Below are 24,579 nucleotides of genomic sequence, written 5' to 3' on the forward strand. Positions count from 1 at the left end.
TCTTCCGTCAGTTGCCGGCGACCTTGGCCTTGATGTCCTCGTCGATGCGGGCATAGGCATCGTCGAGCTTCATTTCGCCGGCGATCACCTGGCTGATGCGGGCGACGATGGCGCTGTAATAGGCATCCGACCACTTCCAGCCCGGCAGCTTCATGGCGGGTGCCGCCGTCTGACCGGCCGCTTCGACGAAGGCCTTCAGCGCCGCCTGCACATGCGGATTGTCGGTCTTGAAGTCCATCTGGCCGGCGGCGACACCCTTATGCGCCGGAATGAACAGGCTGCGTTCGGCAAATTCCTTCTGCACGTCGGCGCCTGCCAGGTAATCCATCACCTTGGCGACGTCCTTCGGGTTCTTGGTATATTTGACGGCGACCAGACCCGCACCGCCCTGCATGCCGGTGCAAGCGGCCGTGCCGCAGGGGCTTCCGGCCATCACCCAGTCGAAATTGTCGCCGATCTTTTGGGCGAAGCCCGAAACCTGCCAGCTGCCCGAATAAAGATAGGCAAGGCCGCCATTGATGAAGTCCTCGGCGGCGGAGCGGTAGGTGGTGCCGGCAGCACTCACCCAGACATCCTTGTTGATCGTGCCGTCCTCGTTCCACTTGACGAAGCGGCTGAGGAATTCCTTGGCGCCCTGATCGATCGGCGCCGGCTTGCCGTCGGCGGCGATATAGTTGGCGCCATAGGAGATATTCGGGCCGGAGACGCGGTGGCCGGAGCGGTCGATCGCCATGGCGAAGACCTTCTGGCTGTCGGCGACCTTCTTGGCGGCCGCCGCCCAGTCGTCCCAGGTGGCCTTCGGGCCGGGGATCTCGACGCCGGCCTGCTCGAACAGCGTCTTGTTGACGAAGCCGCCGGTCAGCGTCAGCTGCGTCATGAAGCCGGTGATGGCGTTCGAGCCGTCCGGACGCATCCAGTCGGCCTGAGCGCCGAAATTGTCGTCCCAGTATTTCGCGTCGGTGAGGTAGGGGCGAAGATCGAGCCAGTGTTGCGCCGGCGCCTTCAGATTGGTGAGGCGGGCAATATCCGGCCCCTGCCCGGCTTCGAGCTGCACTGGCAGCTGTTCCTTGACGACGTCGTAGGAGACTTCGTCGAGGATGACGTTGACGTCAGGATTGGCCTTCGAGAAGCGCGAGAGCAGATCCTTGATCACCTCGCCTTCGCCGCCGTCGGAATACCACATGATGCGCACGTCGCCGGCATGGGCGGCAACGGAGCTCAACAGAATTGCAGCAAAAGCTGCGCCGATCGATTTCATTCTGGTCATTTTCTCCTCCTCTTGACCGATAAATTCCTGCATCCGGCGGTCCTCCGCCTGCCGAACACGTCGTCTACGAGGCCGCGCGCCGAGGCTGCCTGCCCGGTATCTCCAGATGTACCGCTTCTCCCCGCACCGACCAGTCCGGCGGGCGAAGAATACGGCCTTCGGCATGCACGGTGCCGTCCTCTTCGAAGACGACCCGGCCATAATCCGGATCGACGACGATCAATGCGCCCTCGTCGTCTCGGCGGGCCGAAAGCGTGGCGAAACGCGCCTGCATGCCGTCAAGGCTACCCTCGCGCCCGAGATCGGAGAGACGGACGATCCAGCGGCCGTTGCGGCCGGCCAGGCGCAGCTCGATATCCGTCGTCGGGCCTTGCTTTACCGGCTCCAGCGCGCCGTTGCCGATCAGCATCGCAATCCCGTTGCCGGAGCGGGCGAGCGCCAGATTGCCGTCAACCACCGTGTCGTCGAAGGCCTCGAGCGGGAACCAGGCATGGGTGAAATCCGGCTGGCCCTCATGGATCTCGAAATCGAGGATCGCCAGATCGCGATATTGATGCACGCGCGGCAGCGTTCCGCAGCCGCCCCAGAAGCTCGGCCGGCCATAACCGAACTGGATGGTTTCGCCGGGATGATTGATCCAGATCTGCGCTTCCGGCCGGTGACCCAGACGGAGGTGCAGTACGGTTTCCTGATAGCCCCAGGCGCCGGGACGATAATGGGCGATGGTGCCGAGCGCAGTGTCGCGGGTCTTATAGTGATAGAGGGCAGCAAAGCGGTTCTCGCCCTGTGAAAAGGTCCATTCCTGCGCGTCGTCGGACTGGTGCGCGGCGATCGCGGCCAGCGTTTCGGGAAAACGCAGGCCATGATCGCGGATGCAGACGGCAAGCTGCGGCAAAGCGTGGACACGCCGGCCGTACCAGCCGCGGCCCCAGAGCAGACGGGCAATGGCGGAGAGTTCGACCGAGCGGCCGGGGCGCAACGTATGTTCATAGGAGCGGCCCTGGCTGCCGGTCAGCATGCCGTGATGGGCCGAGCGGGCGACGATCTCCATCAGGCGGACGATGCTACCACTCGCCCGGCTGCGGATCGTCTCGTCCGGCGCGCAGGCGGCCAGCGCCGTCAGGCCCTTGAGATCGATCGGGAAATAGGGAACGGAATTCCACTCGGCCATTTCCCAGCGCTCGAAATGATCGAGCCAGGCGCGGACACGATCCTCGCCAACTTGCATCTGCTCGGCGCCGGTGCGGCCGGAACGGACGAAGACGGCTTCCGGGAAAAGCCTGCCGCCGAGATAGGCGGCGGTATGGAAGAGAAGCGCGTGGTTTTCCGAGAAATACCACTGAACGTCGTTGCCGGGCTCATCCATCCAGTAGCGGTAATTGAGGACAGCGTGCTCGATCCTGTCGCGCAGCGCGGGTGACAGCAGATCGCTCCAGCGCGTATAGGCAAAGAGCAGCGGCACCAGCACGAAATCGGCGCAGTCGTGACAATCCTCGATGACCGGCAGCATGGCCGAGATCATCGCCTCGGTTTGCTCGCCGCCCTGCCCGAGCGCAAGGCGCGCGAAAGCACAGACCGTGTCGGGCTCCGAATGGGTAGCGACCTCGGCCAGCGCCTCGGCGACGCGGTCCTCAAGGGCGGCGGGTGCCTCCCCCTGCCGCTCAGGATGGCAGATCTCGACGCCGAGCGTGCGACTGAGCGAAAGCGTACCTGCTTTGAAGGTGATGCGGAAATGGCGGAAATCGGCGGGCATATCGACCGAGGTTCCGAGCGCCAGTTTCGTTGCTCCCGCTTCCAGCTCGAAATCATAATCGAAGCGCTCGATCGACATGAAGTCGCCTTCGATCTCGACATGGCAGCTCAGCGGCGCCGGCAGCGGCGCGGGGAAGAGGATCGTCACGTCTTCGCCGAGATAGGCGGTGCGGTCGAAGCGCATGCCTTCGAGGATCGCCTCCAGCGCATCCGCATCATCGGCGGCGATGGGAACAGGCAGGGCAGTTTCAACTTCCGGCCCTTCGACATAATCCAGCTGGAAATAGAAACGGGCGTCGCGCTCGGCGAGATCGTCGAAATAGACGCGGATTTCGTTCAGGCCGGCCGTGAGTTCGACCTCGAAGTCTTGCTGGGCTTCGAGATTGCGCTGGTAAGGCGCCATGAAACCCTGCTCGCGGCCATTGACGAAGAGGATCGCGCCGCCGCAGGTCGACAGCCGAAGCGTCGCGCGCCCCGCGGAGCGGGCATCGAGGAAGGTGCGCGCCCAGCAGCCGATGCGTGTCGGGCGAAACCAGAAGCCAGAGAGATCGACACGCGGGGAGGCAAAGGGAAGCCACCAGCGGACCGCCTCGAATTCGGCAGCCGGTTGCGGCCGACGGTCGGAGAAGGATTTTTTGAATTCGGTGCGGCAGGGATATTCATGCGGAATGAAGTTCTTCGTCTTGGTGACGAAGAAAAACGGATCCATGCTGCCTTCCATCGGGCGGTCGGCGACGTCGTAGCGCTGCTGCCACAGGTCGGCGAGCTGCCAGTAGACGATCGGGCTGGCCTTCGCCGTTGCACGGCGGAGATGGGATTGCTGCTCGGCGGTCATGCTTCAGCCCGCCCCAGGCAGTCAGAGCATGACGTCGTCTGAAAACCGCTCACACTTTTCGGCATCATGCTCGGAGCCATGAGATTCCGGACAAAACACCGACGCATGGATTGGCCGTCAAGCCGCATCTTCAAAGCCTCCCTGCTCTGCCGCTTGTCGCGGACTCCTCAGGCAACGATTGTGCACAGGCAATCCATTTGCGCAATCTGAAAGATTTTTGCATAGTAGCTGAGAGCGAGGAGACGACATGGCGGCGGAAGAGAAAAAAGGCAGGCGCACGCGCCTCGACGACATTGCCGCCCGATGTGGCGTCTCTATCAGCACGGTGTCTCGTGCGCTGGCCGGCGAAAAGGGCGTCAGGCCGGAGATTCGCAAGCTGGTGCTGGAAACGGCAAGTGCGGTCAGCTACGCGCTGCCGGCAAGCGTTGCCGGCAAGAAGGTCATGCTCGTTGCCTCTGGCGCAGCGATGATCGACTATGTCCGCAACCAGTTCACGCTCTATGTGCTCGAAGGATTGAATGCGCGTGCCGCCGCCCTCGGCATCGAACTGGCGATACGCCCGGTCGCCGACAAAGGGGACGAGGCCCGCGTCCTCGCCGAGATGCGTGACGATCCAAGCTTCGGCGGCATGCTGATCCTGACCGTCGACGAAGAGGAGATGCTGGCAGCTGCGGCTGATCTCGGAAAGCCCGTCGTGCTGGTCAACAGCGACGATCCGTATATGCGGCTTTCGAGTGTGACACCCTGCAACCGCTCGGCCGCCTTCATCGCCGCCGAGCGGCTGATCAAAGCCGGGCATGAACGCATCCTGTTCATGCTGAGGCCGGGTCGGCGGACGATCGAGCGGCGCCTGGAGGGCTGGCGCGATGCCCTGCAGCATCATGGACTGACCGCCGATGCCGATCTGGTGCTTGAGGTCGACGACTGGCTGCCGGAACTCGGCGCCGAAGCCGTCACCCGTCTTGTCCGCGAGAAAGGCCTCTCCTTCACCGCCATCCTGACGGCGGGCGACAGTCTTGCCAATGGCGCGGTGCGCGGATTGCAGGCGATGGGTTATGGCGTGCCGCAGGACATCTCCGTCATGGGCATAGACGACCTGCCGCAGTCGGCCTTTCTCAATCCGCCGCTCTCGACGGTGCATATTCCGATGCGCGAACTCGGCGCCACCGCGCTCGATCTGCTGCGCGACATGATGCTCGGCCTGGCGGCCCCACGGCGGCGGGTCGAGCTTGCCTGCCATCTCGTCGAAAGGGGCAGCGTCGCGGCCGTCAGGCATATGTCTGCCGTAGCGGAAGGTCGCTGAACCCACACCGTGATCGAGAATATCAAGCCTCGATAAAACTCGCTTCGAACAATTCTCGCGCATAGGCATCATGCGTGGTGCCGGCCTGCAGATCCGCTTTGGTGAGTTCGTCCACGAAACAACCATTCTTCATGATCAGCACCCGGTCGCACATATGGGAGATGACCGCGAGGTCGTGGCTGACGAGAAGATAGGTCAGGCCCTTTTCCTCGCGTTGGTCGGCCAGCAGGTTGAGGATTTCGGCCTGGACCGAGACGTCGAGCGCCGATGTCGGCTCGTCGAGCAACAGGATGGGCGGCGACAGGATCAGGGCCCGGGCGATGGCCACCCTCTGCCGCTGGCCGCCGGAAAGCTCGTGCGGGAAACGGTTTGCGAAGCTCGCCGGCAAACCCACCTGGATCAATGCCTTTTCGACTTTCGACCAGATGTCGGAATGGCCCATGGCGCGCAGCGGCTCGGCCAGGGCGGTGCCGATACGATGGCGCGGATGCAGGGATCCGTAAGGATCCTGAAACACCATCTGGGCGAATTTCAGCTCCTCGCGAGAGCGCTTCTTGCCGATCGGTTTGCCGCCAAGTTCGATGTCACCGGTCCAACCGGCCTCCATGCCGGCAAGGCAACGCAGCACCGTCGATTTTCCGCATCCGGATTCACCGACAATGCCGAGCGTCTCCCCCTGGCCGACCTCAAAACTGATGCCCCTGACGACATGGTTGCTTGATTTGCCGGAGGCAAAGACGACATCGAGGTCACGCACATTGATCATTGCGCCATCTCCAGATCGAGTTTCGTCCTGTCGAGAACCGCGAGCCGGCGAACCGGATTCCTGGGGTCGGGCAGCGCAGCGATCAGGCCGCGAGTATAGGGATGGCGCGCCTCCTCCAGACTGGTCAGCGTTTCCACGATCCGGCCGGCATACATGACGATGATGCGCTCGCAAAAGGCAGCCACCATGCGAATGTCGTGGCTGATCAACAGCAGGCCGGAATTGTTCTCGCGCACCAGCTCATCGAGCAACAGCAGCACGTCCTTACGGACACTGACATCAAGCGCCGAGGTCGGCTCGTCGGCGATGACAAGCTTCGGCCGTGCCAGCAGCATCATGGCGATCATCACGCGCTGGCCCATGCCGCCCGATATCTGGTGCGGATAAAGCGCCATGACCCGCTCCGGATCGCTGATGCGCACGCGCTCCAGCATGGCGCGGGCAGCCTCATGCGCCTGTTTCTTGTGAAGACCGAGGTGAAGGCGAGCGGCTTCGGCGATCTGCTTGCCGATCGAAAGCACCGGATTCAGCGAATAGCGCGGATCCTGCATGATCAAAGCGATGTCCTTGCCGCGCAGCGCGCCCATCTGACGTTCGGTCTTCGACAGCAACGAACTGCCGGCGAGATCCAAACGCTCGGCCGAGACCACCGCGGCAGGCGGCAGAAGGCGCATGATGGCGCGGCCTGTCGTCGATTTACCGGAACCGGATTCTCCGACGATCCCGACACGTTCGCGCCCGACGTCGAAAGTCACGTTGGAGACGGCAGGCACGGCGCCTCGGCCGAAACGGACGCTCAATCCTTCGACGGAAAGAACGGGCTGCAGATCACGATCTTGCATGGCGAGGATCCAGAATGTCGCGCAGAGCATCTCCGGCGATGTTGAAGGCAAGGCTGGTGAGAAGGATGGCGATACCCGGCATCACGGCAACCCACCAATAATCCAGCATGAACTTGCGGCCGCTGGAGATCATCGCGCCCCATTCCGGCGCCGGCGGCTGGGCGCCAAGCCCGAGGAAGCCAAGCGAAGCGGCTGTCAGGATGATGCCCGCCATGTTGAGCGTCAGGCGAACGATGACGGATGGGACGCACATCGGCGCGATATAGAGGAGAAGAATGCGCATCGGCGAGGCGCCATAAAGGCGGGCGGCGACCACGTAGTCGGCGTTTCTGACGACGAGCGCCTCGGCGCGCGCGAGTCTCGCAATCGGCGGCCATGCGGTCAGCGAGATCGCGATGATTGCCGTGGTCAATCCGGCGCCGAGCGCCGCAGCAAAGGCGAGCGCCAGGATCAGCGACGGGAAAGAGAGAACGATATCGGTGGCGCGCATCAGCAGCGCATCGGTGCGCCCTCCGAAGAAGCCGGCAACGACGCCGATCAACAGGCCGATCGGCCCGACGATCAGAGAGACCGAAAATACGGTCTGGATGGTGATGCGCGTGCCGAAAATCAGGCGGCTCAAGATATCGCGGCCGAATTCGTCCGTGCCGGCCAGATGCGCGAGGCTCGGCGGCTGCAAGGCATCACCAAGCCGCTGCACGACCGGATCGTAAGGCGCAAGCAGCGGCGCGAAGATCGCGATCAAGCAAAGCAGACCGAGGATGACGAACCCTCCGAGACCAAGCGGCTCGGCAGCCAGTTTGCGGCCGGCGCGCGCAAACGAAGCCGCGATACGGGTCGACACACTTGGAGGGCGAATCTCTATCTCGCTGCGGATGACATCGCTCATCGGGCCGCCTCCCGCATGCGCGGATCAAAGACGGCGTAAGCGACGTCGGCCAGGAAGTTCAACAACATGAAGATGAATCCCACAATGATGGTGCCGGCGACGATGGCGTTCATGTCGCCGATCATCAGCGCGTTGGTCATGTACTGGCCAATGCCCGGCCAGGAGAAAACGATCTCGGTCACGACAGCGCCTTCGAGCAACCCGCCATAGGAAATGGCGAGAATGGTGATCAGCTGCACCGCAATGTTCGGTAGCACATGGCGCCAGATCGTGCCGAGGGGGCTCACACCCTTGGCTCGGGCAGCAATGACATAATCCTGGCTCAACTGCTCCAGGGTGAAGCTGCGCGTCATGCGGGTGATATAGGCCATCGCCGCATAGGCAAGGATGACAGCCGGAAGGATGATATGACCGAGCGCGTTCCAGAAGATTTCGGTCTCGCCCTGCAGCAGGCTGTCTATCAACAACAGCCCGGTTTGCGGCGTGACGAGGCCTTCGTAAAAGACATCGATCCTGCCCGGCCCGCCGACCCAGTTGAGGCCGGCATAAAAGATGACGAGCCCGACGATGCCGAACCAGAAAACCGGGATCGAATGACCGACGAGCGCGACCACGCGGGCCGTCTTGTCGATGAAGCTGTCGCGAAAGAGTGCTGCGACCAGCCCGAGCGGGACACCGACGAAGGTCGAAATGATCACCGCCAGCGTCGCGAGTTCAAACGTCGCCGGAAAGGCTTGAGCGAGGTCTGCAGAGACCGGATTGCCGGTGAGGACTGCAGTGCCGAAATCACCATGCGCCAAACCGTTCAGATAGAGGAAAAACTGCTGGTAGATCGGCAGATCGAGCCCCAGACGCGCCCGCATCGCCGCATAGGCAGCGGGATCGGCGAGCTCGCCGACGATTGCGCCGACCGGATCGGTGGGCAGGATACGGCCGATCACGAAGGTCACACATAAGAGGATGAACAGGCTGACCAGCAAATGCGCCAGGCGTCGGCCAAATTCGGCTACGGAGAGTTCCTTCATGATCGGCTGTCCTGGAGTATTACTGGGTTTCGACCTTGGTGACGTTCTCGAGACGCGTCAGCTGAGACGGGTGGCCGACATATCCCTCGACCTTGGTGGACAGGACGATCGGTTCAAAGCGCTCGAAGAGCGGAAGCACCGCCGGCTTCTGTTCGACGAACATCTTCTGCATCTGAACATAGAGTTCACCGCGCTTCTTGGCGTCCGGCTCCATGGATGCCTTCGCCGTCAAGGCCGTCAGCTCGGGAATGTCCCAGCCCGAACGCCAGACGAAATTGCCGGCATTGTTGGCTTCCTTCGAGTTGTCGGGATTGGAGGAGAACTGCTCCATTGAACCAAGCACGTTCGGCATATAGGCGCTGGTCTGCGGGATCAGCAGATCGAAATCCCTGGCGCGATGGGCGGCGATGATTTCCGAGCCGTTGCCCTGCTGGATGTCGATCTTGATGCCGATCTGGGCCAGCGATGCCTGGATGGCGGTGGCAAGATCGATGCGCGGCGTTTGCGCGATGGTCTTCAGCGACAGCGAAAAGCCGTCCTTGAAGCCTGCTTCGCTCAGCAGCTGCTTGGACTTTTCGACGTCGAGATGCCAATCGGGGTTCGGGATGGCATATTCGAAATTCTCCGGAACGGGAACGTTTCTGGCCCGCCCGTATGGGCCCATGATGGTCTTTTCGATGCCCTTGTAGTCGATGCCGTAGGCAATGGCTTCGCGAACCTTCGGGTTGGCGAGATATTTGTTGCCGGCATTCATCGACAGCACGTAGAAGCCGCCCGTCGGAATACGCTGGATAGCAAAGCCCTTCTTGTCCTGGAAGGTCGCGAGATCGGATGCGGTGAGCGCACTGGCAATATCGATATCGCCGCGTTCGAGCATCAGCCGCTCGACCTGGCTTTCAGGCACATGCCGGACGATGACGCGACGCATCTTCGGCGCGCCGGTCATATAGTCCTTGTTGGCATCGAGGATCACCAGTTCGTTCGGAGACCAGCGATTGAGGGTGAACGGACCGGAGCCGGCCGAATGGGTTCGCATCCAGGCGTTTCCGTAGTCGTTGTCGACGGCGTGGCTCTCGACCTCGACGCTGTCGACCACACTGGTGGTCGTCGTCGTCAACCGGTAGAGCAGAAGCTCTGCCGTCACCTGATTGGAGAGATCGATCCGCACCGTCTGGTCGTCGACGGCCTTGACGAGCTTTTCGACATTGTCCTTGTCGTAGCCGACGCGCTTGAGGTTGGCGGCGGCGGCCTGATCCATCTTCAGGAGCCGGGCCAATGAATAGACGACATCCTTCGAGGTGACCGGATTGCCGGAGGCGAAATTCGCCTTGCGCAGCGTAAACGTGATGCCCTTGTCGTCCACCTTCCAGCTTTCTGCCAGCTGCGGAAGGACCTTACCATCAGCCGTGCTGGCAACCAGCCGATCATACAGATTCGACATGATCTCGACCGCCTTGCCTTCGGTCGCCTGGTGCGGATCGAGCGACAGAACCTGCGCTAGCGAAGTGCCAATCACTAGCTGGTCCTGCGGCGTAGCGGCCTGCAGCTGTGGTGCCGATATCGTCAGGGCGCCGATGACAGCGCCGACGAACAAGCTTTTAGAAAAATGCTTCATTGTCACTCCTCCCTGGATTACGATAGGAAACATATTATGTCGTCCGTATGTCGTATTATGATTTAACGAAGTCCGGTAGGGTTGACAAGGCCCGAGCGGCAGAGACTTGATGCGAAGGGATTGGGGGAGCCGAAGATGACGACACACAGCCGCGGCCGACAAAGACTGGCGCAGCAGGTCATCGATCAGTTGCGGGCGCAGATCGAGACGGGGAAGCTACGGGTCGGCGACCAGCTGCCGACCGAGCCGCAGCTTGAAGCGACATTCGGCGTCAGCCGCACGGTGGTGCGCGAGGCTATCGCCGATCTGAGGTCGGCAGGCTTCGTCAAGCCGATCCAGGGCAAAGGCGTCTTCGTCGCGGATCCGAAGGCGCATTCGGTCCTTTCTTTAACGCCGGTGGAAATCAAAAGCATTCCGGAAACCCTGGAATTGCTGGAGTTTCGCATGGCGGCCGAGGGTGAAGCGGCAGCGATCGCCGCCTATCGCCGCACCGCCGAGCAGGAAGCTGCGATCCGCGAAGCCAACCGCAGAATGGCAAACCTTATCGAGACAGGACAGCAGACGGTGGAGGCGGATTATGCCTTCCACATGGCGATTGCCGCCGCCACGAACAATCGATTCTATGTTGCCGTCTTGCGCCAGTTCGGGCCCAGAGCCATCCCCCGCGGCCAATTTCCGACGCTTCCCGAGGCCAACGACCGTGACTATCTTCAGAAGGTTTATGCCGAACATGTCGAGATCTTGTCGGCGATTGCCGACCAGGATCCGGAGCGGGCGCGACAGGCAATGCGGGCGCATATGCTGGCCAGCCAGCGCCGTTATCGCATGCTCGCCGAGCAGCAATAGGGCTCGACACTCTCAAAAATTCATATTATGTCATATGACATTGTGTAATTTCGAAAGAGACTCAAATGTATCTGGGAACGCAGGTCGCAGCGCGAGATGACGACGATTATCGTATCTTCGCGCAACTGGGGGTGAGGCATATCAATGCCGACCCGCCGGGGAAGCCGAGCAGCTGGACGCTCTCCGATCTCGAACGTCATCGCGACAAGGTCGAAAGCTTCGGCCTGATTCTCGACATGATCCAGTTGCCACTGCCCTCGCAGCCGATCGAGAAGGCGTCCTATCCCGACATCCTGCTTGCCGGCCCCGAGCGTGACCGGCAGATCGACGCCGTCTGCAAGCTGATCGAGAATGTCGCGGCCGCCGGCATTCCTGCGGTGAAGTACAATCTCAACCTGATCGGCATTCCCCGCACGCCGGATGAACCGGGACGCGGCGGATCGCTGAATGCGAGCTTCCGCTGGGACAAGACGGACCAGCAGGCCGAGCCCGGCCTTGCCGGCGTGCTTTCGGAAGACGAAAACTGGGAGCGGATCGACTATTTCCTGGAACGCGTCGTTCCTGTCGCTGCAAGCAACCGCGTCCGGCTCGCCTGCCATCCGCACGATCCCTATACGCCGCCGGGTTATCGCGGCGTCACGCGGGTGCTGGGTACGGTGGAAGGCCTGAAGAAATTCGTGCTGATGCGCGAAAACCCGTATCATGGCCTCAATTTCTGCCAGGGTTCGATCGGCGAGATGCTGGAAAAGCCCGGCAAGGAAATCGACGATGTCATCCGCTGGTTCGGCCAGCGCGACAAGATCTTCAATGTTCACTTCCGCAACATTCGCGGCGGCAAGCTGTCCTTCATGGAGACCTTCCCTGAAGAAGGCGACATGGACATGGTCCGCTCGGCCAGGATCTACAAGGAGGTGGGCTTCAAATACATGCTGATGCCCGACCATGTGCCGACCGTCAGCGGCAAGGATCCAACCGCCACCGCATTTGCCTTCTGCTACGGCTATATCGCCGCACTTCTGCAAGTGCTCGAGAGCGAGTGAGCCGGTTTTCAACACCTAAGAAATAGGACTTCATGATGAATCCGATTGAATTGAAGAAGGCCGTCGGTAGTGGCCTCCTGTCGTTTCCGGTGACCCATTTCGACGATCACCTCAAATTCGACGAAGCCAAGTACCGCCGTCATGTCGAGTGGCTTTCCGGTTATGACGCGGCTGCGCTGTTTGCCGCCGGCGGCACCGGTGAGTTTTTCTCGCTTAATCCGGCCGAAATTCCGCAGGTGATCCGGGCCGCCAAAGCGTCGGCGGGCAAGACGCCGATCATTTCGGGAACCGGCTACGGCACGTCGCTCGCCATCGAGATCGCAGTCGCGGCCGAGAAGGCCGGTGCGGACGGACTGCTGCTGCTGCCGCCCTATCTGATGTTTGCCGAACAGGCGGGTCTCATCGCCCACGTCAAGGCGGTCTGCCAATCGGTCGGCATCGGCGTCATCGTCTATAATCGCGACAACGCCATTCTGACCGCCGACAGCATCGCGCGCCTGGCGGAGGAATGCCCGAACCTGATCGGCTTCAAGGACGGCGTCGGCGATGTCGACAAGGTGATCGAGATCACCACCCTGCTTGGCGACCGCCTCGTCTATGTCGGCGGCATGCCGACCCATGAGGTTTATGCCCAGGCCTATTTCGCCGCAGGCGTGACGACCTATTCATCCGCCGTCTTCAACTTCGTGCCCGCGCTTGCCCAGCGTTTTTACGGCGCCTTGCGCACCGGCGATCAGGCAACCGTCGATGAGATCCTGAAGGGCTTCTTCTTCCCCTTCGTCGCCTTGCGCAACCGCAAGAAGGGATATGCCGTCTCGATCATCAAGGCCGGCCTTCGCGTCCTCGGGCAGAACCCAGGCCCCGTGCGCCCGCCTCTGACGGATCTTACCCAGGAAGAGCTGGCGCTGCTGGAAAAGATCGTCCAGGCCAACGGCGTCACGCGGATCGCGGCGGAATAATACAGCGCGGCAGTAGGCCGCCGGGGTGGCCCGGCGGCTGTCCGGCTCTCGCCAACAACGGACATCGGCCCGGCTTGGCTAGACGACCGCTACGGGGCTGCTTCGAGGCGCGAATTAGCTAAACAGCAGACTTTCAGGCACCCTGCGTGCATCCTCGTGAACGTAGGCCGTTGCTGTCGCTGGCTTCCGGCGCGACGGCTTTTCGGAATAGCGGCAACGGACAGCGCCGCACTGGCAACCGCCGGATTAGGACTCAGCCATCACGCCCCCTCACCGCCCATGAGGCGGTATCGTGATCGGGGTGCTGGTTGTTGCTCTCCTTGATCGCCGCGGCCCAGCCGGCGCCGTTGTTTTCGGTCGCACCGGTATTTTCTATGCCCGTGATGGTATCGAACCAGGCCACCATGTTCTCGGTGCAGGTATTGGCATGCGGCGAGAAAGCGTGCGGATCGTCAAGCGAACCGATCATCAGGTTGGTGCGACCGTTTTCGAGGTGGTGGAAGAACAATGGGGTGCCGCAATTGGCACAGAAGCCGCGCTCCACAAGCTCCGAGCTCTTCCAGACGCTTGGCTTGCCGCGTGTCCAGCTGAGCGCATCATCGGGCGCGGCGACGAGCGCGGCAAAGACGTTGCCCGAGGCTTTCTGGCACATGCGGCAATGGCAGAGATGCGAATTGTCAAACATAGCGGTTGCATGGTAGCGCACGGCACCGCACTGGCAGCCGCCGCTCACCTCCATTTCGACGCGTTTCATTTTTGCTCCTTCTTCAAGAGACGGGTTTGGGCTCAATCTCTTTCAGGTTTTCGTCACTTTCCCGTTCCCGAAGCTGTCATGCTGCCTAGTGGTACGTCACGGCGGGATTGAACACCCTTTGCAGGAAGGGCCTGAGAGCTCCCTGCATGTGGTTCCTTGGAATTTGATGTCCACACTCAAAGAGGTGAAGCGTCGCCAGGACTCCGGCATTGGACAGAGCTTTTGAGAAGCGTTCGGCTTGGGCAACAGGAGCACGGTCGTCATGCTTTCCATGCAGCAACAGCGTCTCAGACCGAACTTCGGGCGCATAATGCAATGCAGAGCGAGCCAGAAAGGCCTCTCTCGATAGGCCCGCCTCTTTCTCGATAGCCCACCGCAAACCGTCTGAACTCTCGTGATAAGCGGCTTCAAGATCGTAGACGCCGCTGGCTAGAATGACTGCTCGCAGATCAGAAACCTGGGTGGCGACCATTGCCGATGCAACGGCACCACGACTGTTTCCATAGAGAACAATTCGGTCAGGATCGACGGAAGGCTGGCCCCGCAGGAAAGCGAGAGCAGCTATGATCGCTTGCTGGGTTTTGGGACCGCAGAAATCTGAAGGGCCGTCTGACGCCCCAAAACCGGGCTGCGAGACTGCCGCTGCAGTGATATTCAAACCAGAACAGAACCGAAGCAACGCGCCGCTGTCGACCGCCTCTATCCCTCCAAGCAGACGGCCACCCTGATTGCCGTGGACAAATAGGATTGCTCCTGCGGGCGTTTCGCTTGCGGCTTGAGCTTGAAAAAGCTCAACCGTGGCTCCGTCACCCCGGTCAATGAGATGTCGAGTTACTACCGGCATAACCACCATCAGGTTTTCGCGTGCCGGACAGACAATACTGCAACTTATGGCATTGGCAACGTCCGGTGGCGGCGGATAATCGTTGAGAAACCGCTCATCCGTCTGTTTCGGTATTTTGAGCAAGTAGGTGCTGGCTATCCGCCCTTGGCTGGTTTCGGCGATCTCCTAGACCGAGGATTCACATGATCCCGGCCGCCCCGCCTACAGCGCCACGCCGGTGCCTCGGTCAAACACGTGCACCTGATCGCTGGTGATGCTTGCCTCGAACACGGCGCCGTAACGGGCGGGGTATTCGCCGTCGACGATGGCGGTTACCTGCTGTCCGGCGAGGTCGAAGACGACATGGGTCTGGGCGCCTGTCGGTTCCACCAGCATCGTCCGGCCGGCGAGCGGCGTGCCGGCGGTGATACCGGGAACGAGATGTTCGGGGCGCAGGCCGATGGTGACGGCCTGGCCGGCCTTGACCTTGCGGTCGGGCGCGATGCGGATTGCCGTGCCGTCACCGAGGCGGGCGGCGGGCTCACCGTTTTCGCCGTCGACCGTGCCTTCGAGCATGTTCATCGCCGGTGATCCGATGAAGGCGGCGACGAAGAGATTGGCGGGTTTCCTGTAGAGTTCGAGCGGCGTCCCCTCTTGCTCCACCCTGCCCTGATTGAGCACGACGATGCGGTCGGCAAGCGTCATCGCTTCGATCTGGTCGTGGGTGACATAGATCGAGGTCGTCCTGACCTTCTGGTGCAGCGTCTTGATTTCCGAGCGCATCTGCACGCGCAGCTTGGCATCCAGGTTGGAGAGCGGCTCGTCGAACAGGAAGACGGCGGGATTGCGCACGACGGCGCGGCCCATGGCGACGCGCTGGCGCTGGCCGCCGGAAAGCTGGGCCGGCTTGCGGTCGAGGAGCTCGGCGAGATCCAGCATACGGGCGGCCTCCGCCACCCGGGCCTCGATCTGGGGTTTGGCAACGCCGGCGAGCTTCAGATTGAAACCCATGTTTTCAGCAACCGTCATGTGCGGGTAAAGCGCGTAGGATTGGAAGACCATGGCGATGTTGCGTTCGCGCGGAGTCATGGCGTTGACGACCTTGCCGCCGATGGCGATCTCGCCATCGGTGATCTCCTCGAGGCCGGCGATCATTCTGAGCAGCGTCGATTTTCCGCAACCGGACGGCCCGACGAGGGCGACGAATTCCCCATCCTCAATATGAAGCGAGATGCCGTGGATGACATCGACGGCGCCATAGGTCTTGCTGATATCGGTGAGTTCAACGGATGCCATGATTGCACTCCAACGGTTCGGCTCAGGACTTTACGGCACCGGCGGTCAGACCGGCGATGATGTGTCTCTGGGCGACGAAAAAGACGATGATGGTGGGAAGGATGGTCAGGGTAATGAAGGCCAGCACCAGCTGCCACTCCGTGCCGTACTCGCCGCGATAGACCATGATGCCGAGCGGCCAGGGATATTTCGATTCCGAGTTCAGCATGATCAGCGGCAGGATGTAGCTGTTCCAGCTGCCGACGAAGGAAATGATGCTGACGGTGGCGACGATCGGGCGGGAAAGCGGCAGCGAGATATGCCAGAAGAAGCGGAGATAGCCGCAGCCATCGACAAAGGCCGCCTGAAACAATTCTTCCGGAAGATTGCGGAAGTAGTTTCGAAACAGCAGGATGCTCATGCCGAGGCCGAAGGCCACCTGCGGCAACACCACGCCCCAATAGGTATCGAGCAGGCCGAGATCGCGGATGCGGATGAAGAGCGGCAGGATCGCGGTCGCCGCCGGAAACATCAGGCCGAGCAGGAAATAATTGAGCAGGAAGGACGATCCGAAGAAGCGGACATGGGCGAAGGCGAAAGCTGCCATCGACGATACGATCAGCGTCAGGAGCACGGTGAGCGATGCGATCACCAGCGAATTGCCGATCTGCAGCCAGTAGCGTTCACCGAAGAGGATATCGGTGTAGTTCGCCCATTGCCACTCCGTCGGCAGGCCGAAGGGATTGGTGCGCAGATCGCCCAGCGTCTTGAAGCCGCCGAGCGCCGTCGTCAGCAGCGGCACGAGCACGATGGCGGCAATCAGGCTCAGCGACACGTAGAGGTAGACGCGTGTTGATGTGCTCATGCGGATGGAAGAGCTCATATCAGTCATGGCGCATGAATATCCTTTTGTAACCGAAGGCGAGCGTCACGCAGATGATGAAGAGCACCACGCCGACGGCGCTGCCGAGGCCGACCTGCATGCGCATGACGCCGTAGGTGTAGAGGAAGGTGACCATCGTCTGGGTGGAGTTGGACGGCCCGCCGCCGGTCAGCGGCATGATCATGTCGAAGAGCTGCAGCGAGCCGACGACGGCAAAGAAGATGGAAAGACGCAAGGTCGAGCCGAGCAGCGGCAGCGTCACGTAACGGAACTTCTGCCAGCCGGTGGCGCCGTCGATTTCGGCTGCCTCCAGCACGCTCTTGTCGACGGATTGCAGGCCGGCGATGAACAGCATCATGTGGAAACCGAAATATTTCCAGACGATGACGCCAAGCACGGCATAGATCGCCACATCCTTGTCGGCGAGCACGTAAGGGTTGGCGAAGCCGAAGAAGTTGGAAACGGCGGCAAACAGGCCATAATCGCCATCATAGACGAAGCGCCAGATAAGGCCCGCGGCGACGTCCGCCAGCACATAGGGCAGGAAGAAGATCAGGCGGTAGCCGACGACACCCGGAATGCGGTGTGCCAGCATGGTGGCCAGCCAGATGGCGAGCGGCACCTGGATGCAGATCGAGATGACGATGATCAGGCCGTTATTGACCAGCGCCTGCGTGAAGGCCGCATTGCGGAACAGAACCTGGAAATTGCGCAGTGCGATGAACTCGGTCGGCGTGCCGTAGCCATTCCACTTGTAGAGGCTGTACCAGGCCGCCTCGCCCATCGGCATGATGACGAAGAGCGTGAAAAGCAGCAGCGCCGGCGGCAGGAAGATCAACAGCACTGTCAGCCGATCATGGGCGACCGAACTCTTGCTGTTTGCGGCTCTCTTTGCCGGCCTCGCGGCCGTGGTTATCGATGGGACTGAAATATTGGCCATGGGTCCTGCTTTCGCATCTCGTCGGCAGCAATGCTGGCGCTCCGCTCTTAGAGCGCCCCGCGTCCAATAGGACGCGGTAAGGACGCTCTAACACTTTGAATCTGCGCATAATCCTTTCCGAAAATCGATTTCGATTTTCGGGGTTATGCGCGGAACGGAGCGCCAGGAAGGGTCTGCAGGCGCTGGTTATTGTTCCAGTTCGAAAGCGTCCTGGATCATCTGGGCGCCGTCCTTGGAATTCATCTGCCCGGAGACGATTTCCACCGACACGTCGTTGACGACACGGCCGACCGCAGCGCCGAGATCCTGGTCGAAATAGTTCTGATGCCAGGTCGAACCGGCCAGCTGTTTTGCCGATTCGGCAAGCAGCGGGTTGGTGACGCCGTCGCCGGCGCCGATGGAAACGGGTAGAAGCATGCCGGCCTTGGCCATCGCCCGCTCATTGTCCGCATTCGTCAGGAAAGCGAGGAAATCGAGCGCTTCCTTGGATGCCTTCTTGGTAACGGCCCAACCGTTCAAACCGCCGAGCGTATCGGTCGGCTTGCCGGCGCCGCCATCAACCGCCGGGAAGGCGAAACGGCCGATATTTTCGGGTGCGAGCCCCTTGCCGTCACCGGCATTCTTGCGCTGGTTGGCCTCGGTGTTTTCAAAGCCGAGGATGATTGCAGCCTTGCCGTCGCCGAAAACGCCGAGCGCCTGCGGCCAGGTCGAGCCGAGATAGCCGGGCTGGAACGGTTCGAGCTTGCCGAGTTCAGCGAGATCGTCGCCGGCCTTGATGATCGCGGGATCGAGGAAACCTTCGCCCTGGCCGGTCTTTGCCGCTTCGAAGACCTTCTGTCCGCCTTCGCGCATGACGAGATAGCTCCAGTAGAAGTGGATCGGCCATTTCTCACCGCCGCCGCCGGCGATCGGCACGATGCCTGCCGCCTTGATCTTCTTCACGGTACCCAGAAAATCAGCCCAGTTCTTGATGTCCTCGGCCTTCACGCCGGCCTTGGCAAAGAGTTCCTTGTTGTAGAAAAAGCTGACAAGACCGACCTTATAGGGAATAGCCCAGGTCTTGCCCTCGAATGTCAGGCCGCTGACCGAAGCCGGGCTATAGGCGCCGCGCAGTTTGCCGCCATCGGCATCGAGCGCCGGCGTCACATCCTGGAGGGCGCCGGTCTCGGACTGCTGCTTCAAGACGCCGCCGCCCCAGCTGTAAAAGAAATCCGGCACATCGTCGGATTGCAGCAATGTCGGAATCTTGGCTTTGAAGGCCTCGTTTTCGAGAAACTGCATCTGGATATCGACGTCGGGATGCTCGGCTTCGTATTTCTTGACGATCTCTTCCCAGGCCGCGACATATTTCGGGTCGAGTTCGAGATGCAGCCATTTGACGACCGTCGCCGCCGAAGCAGCACCTGCTCCGGCCAGCAACATGCCGGCAGCCGCGGCCATGGATGCGATACGCCTGCCGCGAAGAGCAGTGCTCTTGAACCTAAAAGTCATGATTTTTCCTCCCAGGGGTCCTGTCCTCACAATTTTTCCCCTATGCGGATTAATTCAACGGAGCTTTGGCATATTGTCAACCCAATGCCTCTATTTTTATCAAATGCGCTTGACAGGACCGCTGAATTCCCTGCTATTTATTTCGTAACCCGTTAAAAATATTTGGGGTCCGCCCCAACGAAACGCTCGCCTGGCTAGTTCCCATGAAGACCGCAGATCCCGAATTAATGCGCGCGATCAATCGCTTGAACGTGCTCGATACCATCAGGCGCCATGGCCCGATCTCGCGGATAGAGATCAGCGAGCGTACCGAACTCTCGACCACGACCGTTTCGGCCATCACCGCCTCATTGCTCGACGACGGGCTGATCCTGCCGCGTCACGAAGGCGATATCCGCAATGAGGCCGTGCGCGGACGGCCGCGGGTCATGCTGGAGCTCAATCCCGATGCCGCACGCGTTGTGGGCGCCAAGATCGCTGCCAACAGGATGGTCTTTGTCGTCACCAATTTCCGCGGCGATGTGCTGTCGAAGCTCGCCTTGCCGATCCGCATCGACCGGCAGCCGATTGGCGTCATCGCCGATCTGGTTGAGGATGGCGTCCGGCGCTGCGTCGTCGATGCCGGACTTTCGCTGGAGGATGTCGACAGCGTCTGCCTCGGCTTTCCCGGCGTCATCGAGCACCGCACCGGCTACATCAGAAGCAGCCCGATCTTTCGCGACACCAATGTCAATTTCGCCGCCGAGATGTCGACGCGGCTGGCAACGCCGACCATTGTCGAAAGCGACGCCCACGCCATCACGCTTGGCCATCACTGGTTTGGAAAGGCGCGCGATCTCGAAGATATGGTGCTGATTTCGCTGGAGCAGACGCTGGGGCTGGGCGTTCTGCACGGCAACAGCCTGTTTCGCGGCGCCGGCGGCCTCAGCCACAATCTCGGCGACCTCGTGCTCGGCATGGGGCCGAACGGCATCGTCCGGCTTTTCAGCCAGGCCGGCGAAAGCGCGATCCTCGGCGAACAGCAGGCCGACGGGCGTTTTGCCGAAGCGATCCGTCTCGGCCGCGGCATGAACCATGCCCAGGCGCTGATCAAGGCAGACGACGACCGGCTGATTAGCGCCGCGATCCGCGCCGGCGAAGCGGTGGGTTTGACTATTGCCAACATCGTCACACTGTTTGCGCCGCCACGGGTCATTCTTGTGGGGTCGAGCCTGGCGCTCGGCGAACCCTTTCTCAACAGCCTGCGCGATGCCTATGCGCTCGCCATTCCGCCATCGCTGCGCGGGGTGAGCGAACTCGTCTTCGACGATTCGACCGACGATTTCTGGGCGCAGGGTGCCGCGGCGGTGGCGCTCTATGAGCTTTACGAATCGCCCTGGAGTACGACGGGGCCGGCGCTCTGACGAGCGCCCCAATCAAGATCAATGGCAAGATCAGTGGAGGAATTCATGGACAAGGTCGGTATCGGCATCATCGGATGCGGCAATATTTCAGGCGCCTATCTCAAGGCGATGGCATCCTTTCCCATCCTCGACATCCGCGGCGTCGCCGATCTCAACCGGGAGCTGGCGGAAGCAAAGGCCGCGGAATTCAACGTTCCGGCCAAGACTGTCGAGGAGCTTTTCACCGACCCCAAGGTCGAGATCATCGTCAACCTGACGATCCCGAAGGCCCATGTTGCCGTAGCGCTGCAGGCGCTCGATGCCGGCAAGCATACCTATTCGGAAAAGCCGCTCGGGATTAATTTCGCGGAAGGGAAAAAATTGGCGGAGGCCGCCAAGGCGAGGAATCTGCGCATTGGTGCTGCCCCCGACACCTTCCTCGGCGGCGGCCACCAGACGGCGCGTGGCTTGATCGACCAGGGCGTCATCGGCCAGCCGGTCGGCGGCTCGGCGACCTTCATGTGCCCGGGCCATGAGCGCTGGCATCCGAACCCGGACTTCTATTACGAAGTCGGCGGCGGGCCGATGCTCGATATGGGTCCTTACTACATCACCGATCTCGTCAATCTTCTCGGGCCGGTTGCGCAGGTTGCAGGCTTTGCGACGACGCCGCGGGCCGAGCGGCTGATCACCAGCGAACCGCGAAACGGCGAACGCATTCCCGTGCATGTGCCGACCCACGTCGCCGGGATGATGGCCTTTGCCAATGGCGCTGTCGTGCATATCGCCATGAGCTTCGATGTTGCCGGCCACAAACATGTGCCGCTCGAAGTCTACGGCACCGAGGGCACGCTTGTTGTTCCCGATCCCAACAAGTTTGGCGGCCCGGTGGAATATCTGAAGAAGGGCGGTTCGTTCGAGGACCAGCCGGTCACAGCACCCTATGCCGACGGCAACTATCGCTCGCTCGGCGTTGCCGACATGGCGCATGCGATCCGCTCCAACCGGCCGCACCGCGCCAATGGCGATCTGGCGCTGCATGTGCTCGAAGTCATGGAAGCATTTCACACCGCCGCCGCGACCGGCCGGACGGTCGCGATCACCACGGCAACGGAGCGCCCTGCCCCGCTGTCCGATTCCATCGTCGACGGACGGTTGGCGAAATAAGTTTCAGGAGGAAAGACTATGCGTGAAGCACTGATTGTCTGGGGCGGCTGGAGCGGTCATGAGCCGCAGGAGTGCGCCGAAATCATCAAGACCATGCTCGAGGAGGACGGCTTCAAGGTCTATCTCGAGCATGGCACCGAGGCGCTTGCCGACCCTTCCGTTCATGATCTCAGCCTCGTCGTGCCGATCATGACGATGTCGAAGATCGAGAAGGAGGAGGTCAAGAACCTCGCCACTGCGATCGAAAGCGGCGTCGGTATCGCCGGCTATCACGGCGGCGCGGGCGATGCCTTCCGCGACTCCGTCGACTACCAGTTCATCATCGGCGGCCAGTGGGTCTCTCACCCCGGCAACATCATCGACTATACCGTCAACATCACCCGTCCCGACGATCCGCTCATGGAGGGTATTGCCGATTTCCCCTATACCTCAGAGCAATATTACATGCATGTCGACCCCTCGAACGAGGTTCTGGCGACGACCAAGTTCACCGGCGAACACGCCTACTGGATCGACGGCGTCGTCATGCCGGTCGTCTGGAAGCGGAAATACGGCAAGGGCCGGGTCTTCTATTCCTCGCTCGGCCATCAGGCCAAGGAATTCGACGTTCCCCAGATGAAGACCATCTTCCGCCGCGGCGCCAACTGGGCGGCGCGGTAAGGCGAAGTTCAGACACCGTGGCTGCCCAAGACCCCTCCCCACCCCCTCCCCACAAGGGGGAGGGGCTAAGCTGCGGTGTCCGGCAGTGACCAAATGGAGAGGTCTTCCTGGCTGGTACCGTTCTACCGATTGGTACGTTGGAGGTTATGTGAGGCGATGCGGCATCTTAGCCCCTCCCCCTTGTGGGGAGGGGTTGGGGAGGGGTTTGGGCTTGTCTCAGCCGATGATCAATGCCGTCCCGTAGAGCCCCAGCGCAAAAACCGTATGGGCCAGCAGATTGAAGCACCGCACCTTGTTCGGCGTCGGATGTTTGGAGGCGGCCCAGCCGATGCCGAGGCCGGGCTGCAACAGGAACCACCCTGCCCCGACGGTGATGATGCCGAAGATCCAGGCGGGAAGAAATGTCGGGGCCGCCAGCCAGGCCGAGCCCATGATGATGGCGAAGATCACCCCATAGAGGATGCCGACAGCGTAATGGCTGATCCAGCCGAGCGCCAGTTCGTTGTTATAGGGTTCGGCATCGGCGATGCTCTCGTGAAAAACCTTGCCCCGGCCGAGGTGCCAGAACCAGCGACCCACAGGTGCCCAGTTTGGGGCCGCCTGGCCGAGCTGGGTGAGCACGATTGCCCAGAGGTCCATCAGGATTGTTGCGCCGGCGCCGAGCGCCAGACCACGCAATAGAATATCGAACATCGGGAATCACCGGAAGTGTTGCGAATGCAGGACGCTACCAAACCATTGCGGGCGCGCCTGCGCAAGACTGCCACCAGTTCATCGCCTCAACTGCAGTTTTTCCCCGGAGGAGGGTCCCTGCCCTCGTCGGCGCTCGGTCATCCGCAAAGGCGTCAGTGCAGGCGTGAATTGACTGAAGGCACAAGGGGCTGCGGTATCGCTTTTGTTCCATAAGACTTGCGCTCCCCTGAAATTTAGCCAAAATCCTGATCGTAATACCCAGGCTCCTGACAGCAACGCGGCGCGCCTGGAAGCTATTCATTTAATACATCAAGGATGATTGCAGATTGACAGTGGCGTGGCGGTCGTGATTGACCCGCCGAGACTGAACAATTCGAATTTATATCTATCTTCACGGCGTGGATGCGACATGACTTTCGTGGAATCGCAAGGGGACAGAAAGTATCGGACCAGCGAGCGAGTGGGCGGGCTCGTTGAATGCTCGTCGCTGCAGGTCGAGCTCAGGTGTTTCGATCCGGGCTGGCAAGTCGACCTTACACTCGAATGCACGGAAATAGCCGTCCTGCTCTCGGGTCAGTCGAAGATCAGGTGGACCGGTGACGGTCACAGGCAGGAGGCCATCGCTCGCCCCGGTGTCGCCTGGATATGTCCGGCGGGTGTCCATGAGAGCGATGTAGAAATCATCGGCACCATGCCCGAGTCCCTGCACATCTTCCTGCCGCCGTCGCTCGTCGGTGAGAGCGCGCTTTCGAACTTTGACATCGACCCGGCCAAGGTGCAGCTCGCCTATGCGGGCGGCGTCCCCGATCCCATGGTGCTGCATATCGGCCAACTCTTTCGCGGTTTGTTGAACAGAAGCCTGGAGCCGACCGATCGACTCTTCCTCGACGGCATTCAGATGGCGCTGGTGGCGCACCTGCTCGGCACCTATTCGTCTGGTCGGTGGCATCCTGCAGTGCGGGTCCCGACCATCGATCCAAAAAGGCTGCAACGCGTCTTCGATTTCATCGAAGCCCGCATCGCCGCAGAGATCTCGCTGAATGACCTTGCTGCCGAGGCCTGCCTTAGCCCCTTTCATTTTGCCCGTATGTTTCGCAAGGCCACCGGCCTGACCCCGCATCGCTACGTCACCGAGCGACGGATCGAGGCGGCCAAGGAAAAGCTGCGGCTTGCGGGATCCTCGCTCGTGGAGATCGCGCTCGATACCGGCTTCGGCTCGCAGGCGAATTTCACGCGCGTCTTCCGCAAGATGACCGGCTTGACGCCCGGCCAATACCGCGCACTCGTCACCGGTTAGCGGTTTCCGCCTGTCGGACAGAGTTCGACGTTTGTGCACGCACGCCGGAGCGCAAGATTTGCGCATAGCGCAGCA

General features: G+C 61.3%; 22 protein-coding genes. 8 read left to right on the forward strand and 14 right to left on the reverse strand.

Annotated features, from left to right (window positions below):
- Window positions 1-7 precede the first annotated feature (7 nt).
- Both RWJ89_RS08600 and RWJ89_RS08605 read right to left on the reverse strand, forming a co-directional pair.
- Window positions 8-1,267: an ABC transporter substrate-binding protein gene (locus RWJ89_RS08600; RefSeq protein ID WP_316030848.1), complete on the reverse strand. Its 1,260-nt coding sequence runs from the start codon at window positions 1,265-1,267 to the stop codon at window positions 8-10.
- A gap of 64 nt (window positions 1,268-1,331) precedes the next feature.
- Window positions 1,332-3,854: a hypothetical protein gene (locus tag RWJ89_RS08605; RefSeq protein WP_168281891.1), complete on the reverse strand. Its 2,523-nt coding sequence runs from the start codon at window positions 3,852-3,854 to the stop codon at window positions 1,332-1,334.
- Between the two features lie 247 nt (window positions 3,855-4,101).
- On the opposite strand from RWJ89_RS08605, the gene RWJ89_RS08610 reads away from it, so the two are divergent.
- Entirely contained in the window at window positions 4,102-5,157 is a 1,056-nt protein-coding gene (locus RWJ89_RS08610) for a LacI family DNA-binding transcriptional regulator (RefSeq protein ID WP_316030849.1), read from the forward strand.
- A 22-nt stretch (window positions 5,158-5,179) separates the two neighbouring features.
- Here RWJ89_RS08610 and RWJ89_RS08615 read toward each other — a convergent pair whose 3' ends face one another.
- Genes RWJ89_RS08615 through RWJ89_RS08635 form a run of 5 tightly spaced genes read right to left on the reverse strand, consistent with a single transcriptional unit; the run spans window position 5,180 to window position 10,294 of the window.
- On the reverse strand, window positions 5,180-5,923 hold the full coding sequence (locus tag RWJ89_RS08615; RefSeq protein ID WP_168258365.1) for an ABC transporter ATP-binding protein: 744 nt from the start codon (window positions 5,921-5,923) through the stop codon (window positions 5,180-5,182).
- Entirely contained in the window at window positions 5,920-6,765 is an 846-nt protein-coding gene (locus RWJ89_RS08620; protein WP_168287360.1) for an ABC transporter ATP-binding protein, read from the reverse strand. The genes RWJ89_RS08615 and RWJ89_RS08620 overlap by 4 nt, the downstream gene beginning before the upstream one ends.
- The gene (locus tag RWJ89_RS08625) at window positions 6,752-7,654 is read right to left on the reverse strand and encodes an ABC transporter permease (RefSeq protein ID WP_017960388.1); all 903 of its coding nucleotides are present in this window, start codon (window positions 7,652-7,654) and stop codon (window positions 6,752-6,754) included. The genes RWJ89_RS08620 and RWJ89_RS08625 overlap by 14 nt, the downstream gene beginning before the upstream one ends.
- On the reverse strand, window positions 7,651-8,679 hold the full coding sequence (locus tag RWJ89_RS08630; protein WP_020049855.1) for an ABC transporter permease: 1,029 nt from the start codon (window positions 8,677-8,679) through the stop codon (window positions 7,651-7,653). The genes RWJ89_RS08625 and RWJ89_RS08630 overlap by 4 nt, the downstream gene beginning before the upstream one ends.
- A gap of 19 nt (window positions 8,680-8,698) precedes the next feature.
- Entirely contained in the window at window positions 8,699-10,294 is a 1,596-nt protein-coding gene (locus tag RWJ89_RS08635) for an ABC transporter substrate-binding protein (RefSeq protein WP_168258363.1), read from the reverse strand.
- A gap of 135 nt (window positions 10,295-10,429) precedes the next feature.
- On the opposite strand from RWJ89_RS08635, the gene RWJ89_RS08640 reads away from it, so the two are divergent.
- From RWJ89_RS08640 to kdgD, 3 genes are all read left to right on the forward strand, one after another.
- The gene (locus RWJ89_RS08640) at window positions 10,430-11,140 is read left to right on the forward strand and encodes a FadR/GntR family transcriptional regulator (protein WP_020049853.1); all 711 of its coding nucleotides are present in this window, start codon (window positions 10,430-10,432) and stop codon (window positions 11,138-11,140) included.
- 65 nt (window positions 11,141-11,205) lie between these two features.
- On the forward strand, window positions 11,206-12,180 hold the full coding sequence (locus RWJ89_RS08645) for a mannonate dehydratase (protein WP_316028543.1): 975 nt from the start codon (window positions 11,206-11,208) through the stop codon (window positions 12,178-12,180).
- A gap of 32 nt (window positions 12,181-12,212) precedes the next feature.
- On the forward strand, window positions 12,213-13,139 hold the full coding sequence (gene kdgD, locus RWJ89_RS08650) for a 5-dehydro-4-deoxyglucarate dehydratase (RefSeq protein ID WP_168322063.1): 927 nt from the start codon (window positions 12,213-12,215) through the stop codon (window positions 13,137-13,139).
- Between the two features lie 253 nt (window positions 13,140-13,392).
- Here the strand turns inward: kdgD and RWJ89_RS08655 are convergent, their stop codons facing one another.
- The 6 genes from RWJ89_RS08655 to RWJ89_RS08680 all read right to left on the reverse strand — a co-directional run bounded on the left by RWJ89_RS08655 (window position 13,393) and on the right by RWJ89_RS08680 (window position 19,305).
- Window positions 13,393-13,893, reverse strand: coding sequence for a GFA family protein (locus tag RWJ89_RS08655; protein WP_316030850.1), 501 nt, complete (start codon window positions 13,891-13,893; stop codon window positions 13,393-13,395).
- 85 nt (window positions 13,894-13,978) lie between these two features.
- Entirely contained in the window at window positions 13,979-14,746 is a 768-nt protein-coding gene (locus RWJ89_RS08660) for an alpha/beta hydrolase family protein (protein WP_131666084.1), read from the reverse strand.
- 192 nt (window positions 14,747-14,938) lie between these two features.
- Window positions 14,939-16,012 (reverse strand): ABC transporter ATP-binding protein, encoded by a 1,074-nt coding sequence (locus tag RWJ89_RS08665; protein ID WP_316030851.1) that lies wholly within the window; start codon window positions 16,010-16,012, stop codon window positions 14,939-14,941.
- A 22-nt stretch (window positions 16,013-16,034) separates the two neighbouring features.
- The gene (locus tag RWJ89_RS08670) at window positions 16,035-16,883 is read right to left on the reverse strand and encodes a carbohydrate ABC transporter permease (RefSeq protein ID WP_003539503.1); all 849 of its coding nucleotides are present in this window, start codon (window positions 16,881-16,883) and stop codon (window positions 16,035-16,037) included.
- Window positions 16,876-17,814 (reverse strand): carbohydrate ABC transporter permease, encoded by a 939-nt coding sequence (locus RWJ89_RS08675; protein WP_131666025.1) that lies wholly within the window; start codon window positions 17,812-17,814, stop codon window positions 16,876-16,878. Before RWJ89_RS08675 ends, RWJ89_RS08670 begins: the two co-directional genes overlap by 8 nt.
- 186 nt (window positions 17,815-18,000) lie before the next feature.
- Window positions 18,001-19,305: an ABC transporter substrate-binding protein gene (locus RWJ89_RS08680; protein WP_131666024.1), complete on the reverse strand. Its 1,305-nt coding sequence runs from the start codon at window positions 19,303-19,305 to the stop codon at window positions 18,001-18,003.
- A gap of 203 nt (window positions 19,306-19,508) precedes the next feature.
- Here RWJ89_RS08680 and RWJ89_RS08685 point away from each other — a divergent pair, with 203 nt between their 5' ends.
- The 3 genes from RWJ89_RS08685 to RWJ89_RS08695 are packed head-to-tail and all read left to right on the forward strand — an operon-like array spanning window position 19,509 to window position 22,514.
- Window positions 19,509-20,708, forward strand: coding sequence for an ROK family transcriptional regulator (locus RWJ89_RS08685; protein WP_131666023.1), 1,200 nt, complete (start codon window positions 19,509-19,511; stop codon window positions 20,706-20,708).
- Between the two features lie 45 nt (window positions 20,709-20,753).
- Window positions 20,754-21,854, forward strand: a complete 1,101-nt coding sequence (locus RWJ89_RS08690) for a Gfo/Idh/MocA family protein (RefSeq protein ID WP_131666022.1) — start codon at window positions 20,754-20,756, stop codon at window positions 21,852-21,854.
- 18 nt (window positions 21,855-21,872) lie between these two features.
- Window positions 21,873-22,514, forward strand: a complete 642-nt coding sequence (locus RWJ89_RS08695) for a ThuA domain-containing protein (protein WP_131666021.1) — start codon at window positions 21,873-21,875, stop codon at window positions 22,512-22,514.
- A 216-nt stretch (window positions 22,515-22,730) separates the two neighbouring features.
- Here the strand turns inward: RWJ89_RS08695 and RWJ89_RS08700 are convergent, their stop codons facing one another.
- A complete protein-coding gene (locus RWJ89_RS08700; RefSeq protein WP_077981054.1) occupies window positions 22,731-23,207 on the reverse strand; it encodes a DUF2938 domain-containing protein in 477 nt (158 codons plus the stop codon).
- A gap of 409 nt (window positions 23,208-23,616) precedes the next feature.
- On the opposite strand from RWJ89_RS08700, the gene RWJ89_RS08705 reads away from it, so the two are divergent.
- Window positions 23,617-24,504, forward strand: coding sequence for an AraC family transcriptional regulator (locus RWJ89_RS08705; protein WP_131663979.1), 888 nt, complete (start codon window positions 23,617-23,619; stop codon window positions 24,502-24,504).
- The last annotated feature ends 75 nt before the right edge of the window (window positions 24,505-24,579 follow it).

The organism is Rhizobium sp. 10PS4 (assembly GCF_032464805.1).
GTDB lineage: Bacteria > Pseudomonadota > Alphaproteobacteria > Rhizobiales > Rhizobiaceae > Rhizobium > Rhizobium laguerreae.

Coding starts and splice junctions, on each gene's coding strand:
- RWJ89_RS08600 (WP_316030848.1), bottom strand. CDS start 1,267: ATGACCAGAATGAAATCGATCGGCGCAGCTTTTGCTGCAATTCTGTTG.
- RWJ89_RS08605 (WP_168281891.1), bottom strand. CDS start 3,854: ATGACCGCCGAGCAGCAATCCCATCTCCGCCGTGCAACGGCGAAGGCC.
- RWJ89_RS08610 (WP_316030849.1), top strand. CDS start 4,102: ATGGCGGCGGAAGAGAAAAAAGGCAGGCGCACGCGCCTCGACGACATT.
- RWJ89_RS08615 (WP_168258365.1), bottom strand. CDS start 5,923: ATGATCAATGTGCGTGACCTCGATGTCGTCTTTGCCTCCGGCAAATCA.
- RWJ89_RS08620 (WP_168287360.1), bottom strand. CDS start 6,765: ATGCAAGATCGTGATCTGCAGCCCGTTCTTTCCGTCGAAGGATTGAGC.
- RWJ89_RS08625 (WP_017960388.1), bottom strand. CDS start 7,654: ATGAGCGATGTCATCCGCAGCGAGATAGAGATTCGCCCTCCAAGTGTG.
- RWJ89_RS08630 (WP_020049855.1), bottom strand. CDS start 8,679: ATGAAGGAACTCTCCGTAGCCGAATTTGGCCGACGCCTGGCGCATTTG.
- RWJ89_RS08635 (WP_168258363.1), bottom strand. CDS start 10,294: ATGAAGCATTTTTCTAAAAGCTTGTTCGTCGGCGCTGTCATCGGCGCC.
- RWJ89_RS08640 (WP_020049853.1), top strand. CDS start 10,430: ATGACGACACACAGCCGCGGCCGACAAAGACTGGCGCAGCAGGTCATC.
- RWJ89_RS08645 (WP_316028543.1), top strand. CDS start 11,206: ATGTATCTGGGAACGCAGGTCGCAGCGCGAGATGACGACGATTATCGT.
- kdgD (WP_168322063.1), top strand. CDS start 12,213: ATGATGAATCCGATTGAATTGAAGAAGGCCGTCGGTAGTGGCCTCCTG.
- RWJ89_RS08655 (WP_316030850.1), bottom strand. CDS start 13,893: ATGAAACGCGTCGAAATGGAGGTGAGCGGCGGCTGCCAGTGCGGTGCC.
- RWJ89_RS08660 (WP_131666084.1), bottom strand. CDS start 14,746: ATGGTGGTTATGCCGGTAGTAACTCGACATCTCATTGACCGGGGTGAC.
- RWJ89_RS08665 (WP_316030851.1), bottom strand. CDS start 16,012: ATGGCATCCGTTGAACTCACCGATATCAGCAAGACCTATGGCGCCGTC.
- RWJ89_RS08670 (WP_003539503.1), bottom strand. CDS start 16,883: ATGACTGATATGAGCTCTTCCATCCGCATGAGCACATCAACACGCGTC.
- RWJ89_RS08675 (WP_131666025.1), bottom strand. CDS start 17,814: ATGGCCAATATTTCAGTCCCATCGATAACCACGGCCGCGAGGCCGGCA.
- RWJ89_RS08680 (WP_131666024.1), bottom strand. CDS start 19,305: ATGACTTTTAGGTTCAAGAGCACTGCTCTTCGCGGCAGGCGTATCGCA.
- RWJ89_RS08685 (WP_131666023.1), top strand. CDS start 19,509: ATGAAGACCGCAGATCCCGAATTAATGCGCGCGATCAATCGCTTGAAC.
- RWJ89_RS08690 (WP_131666022.1), top strand. CDS start 20,754: ATGGACAAGGTCGGTATCGGCATCATCGGATGCGGCAATATTTCAGGC.
- RWJ89_RS08695 (WP_131666021.1), top strand. CDS start 21,873: ATGCGTGAAGCACTGATTGTCTGGGGCGGCTGGAGCGGTCATGAGCCG.
- RWJ89_RS08700 (WP_077981054.1), bottom strand. CDS start 23,207: ATGTTCGATATTCTATTGCGTGGTCTGGCGCTCGGCGCCGGCGCAACA.
- RWJ89_RS08705 (WP_131663979.1), top strand. CDS start 23,617: ATGACTTTCGTGGAATCGCAAGGGGACAGAAAGTATCGGACCAGCGAG.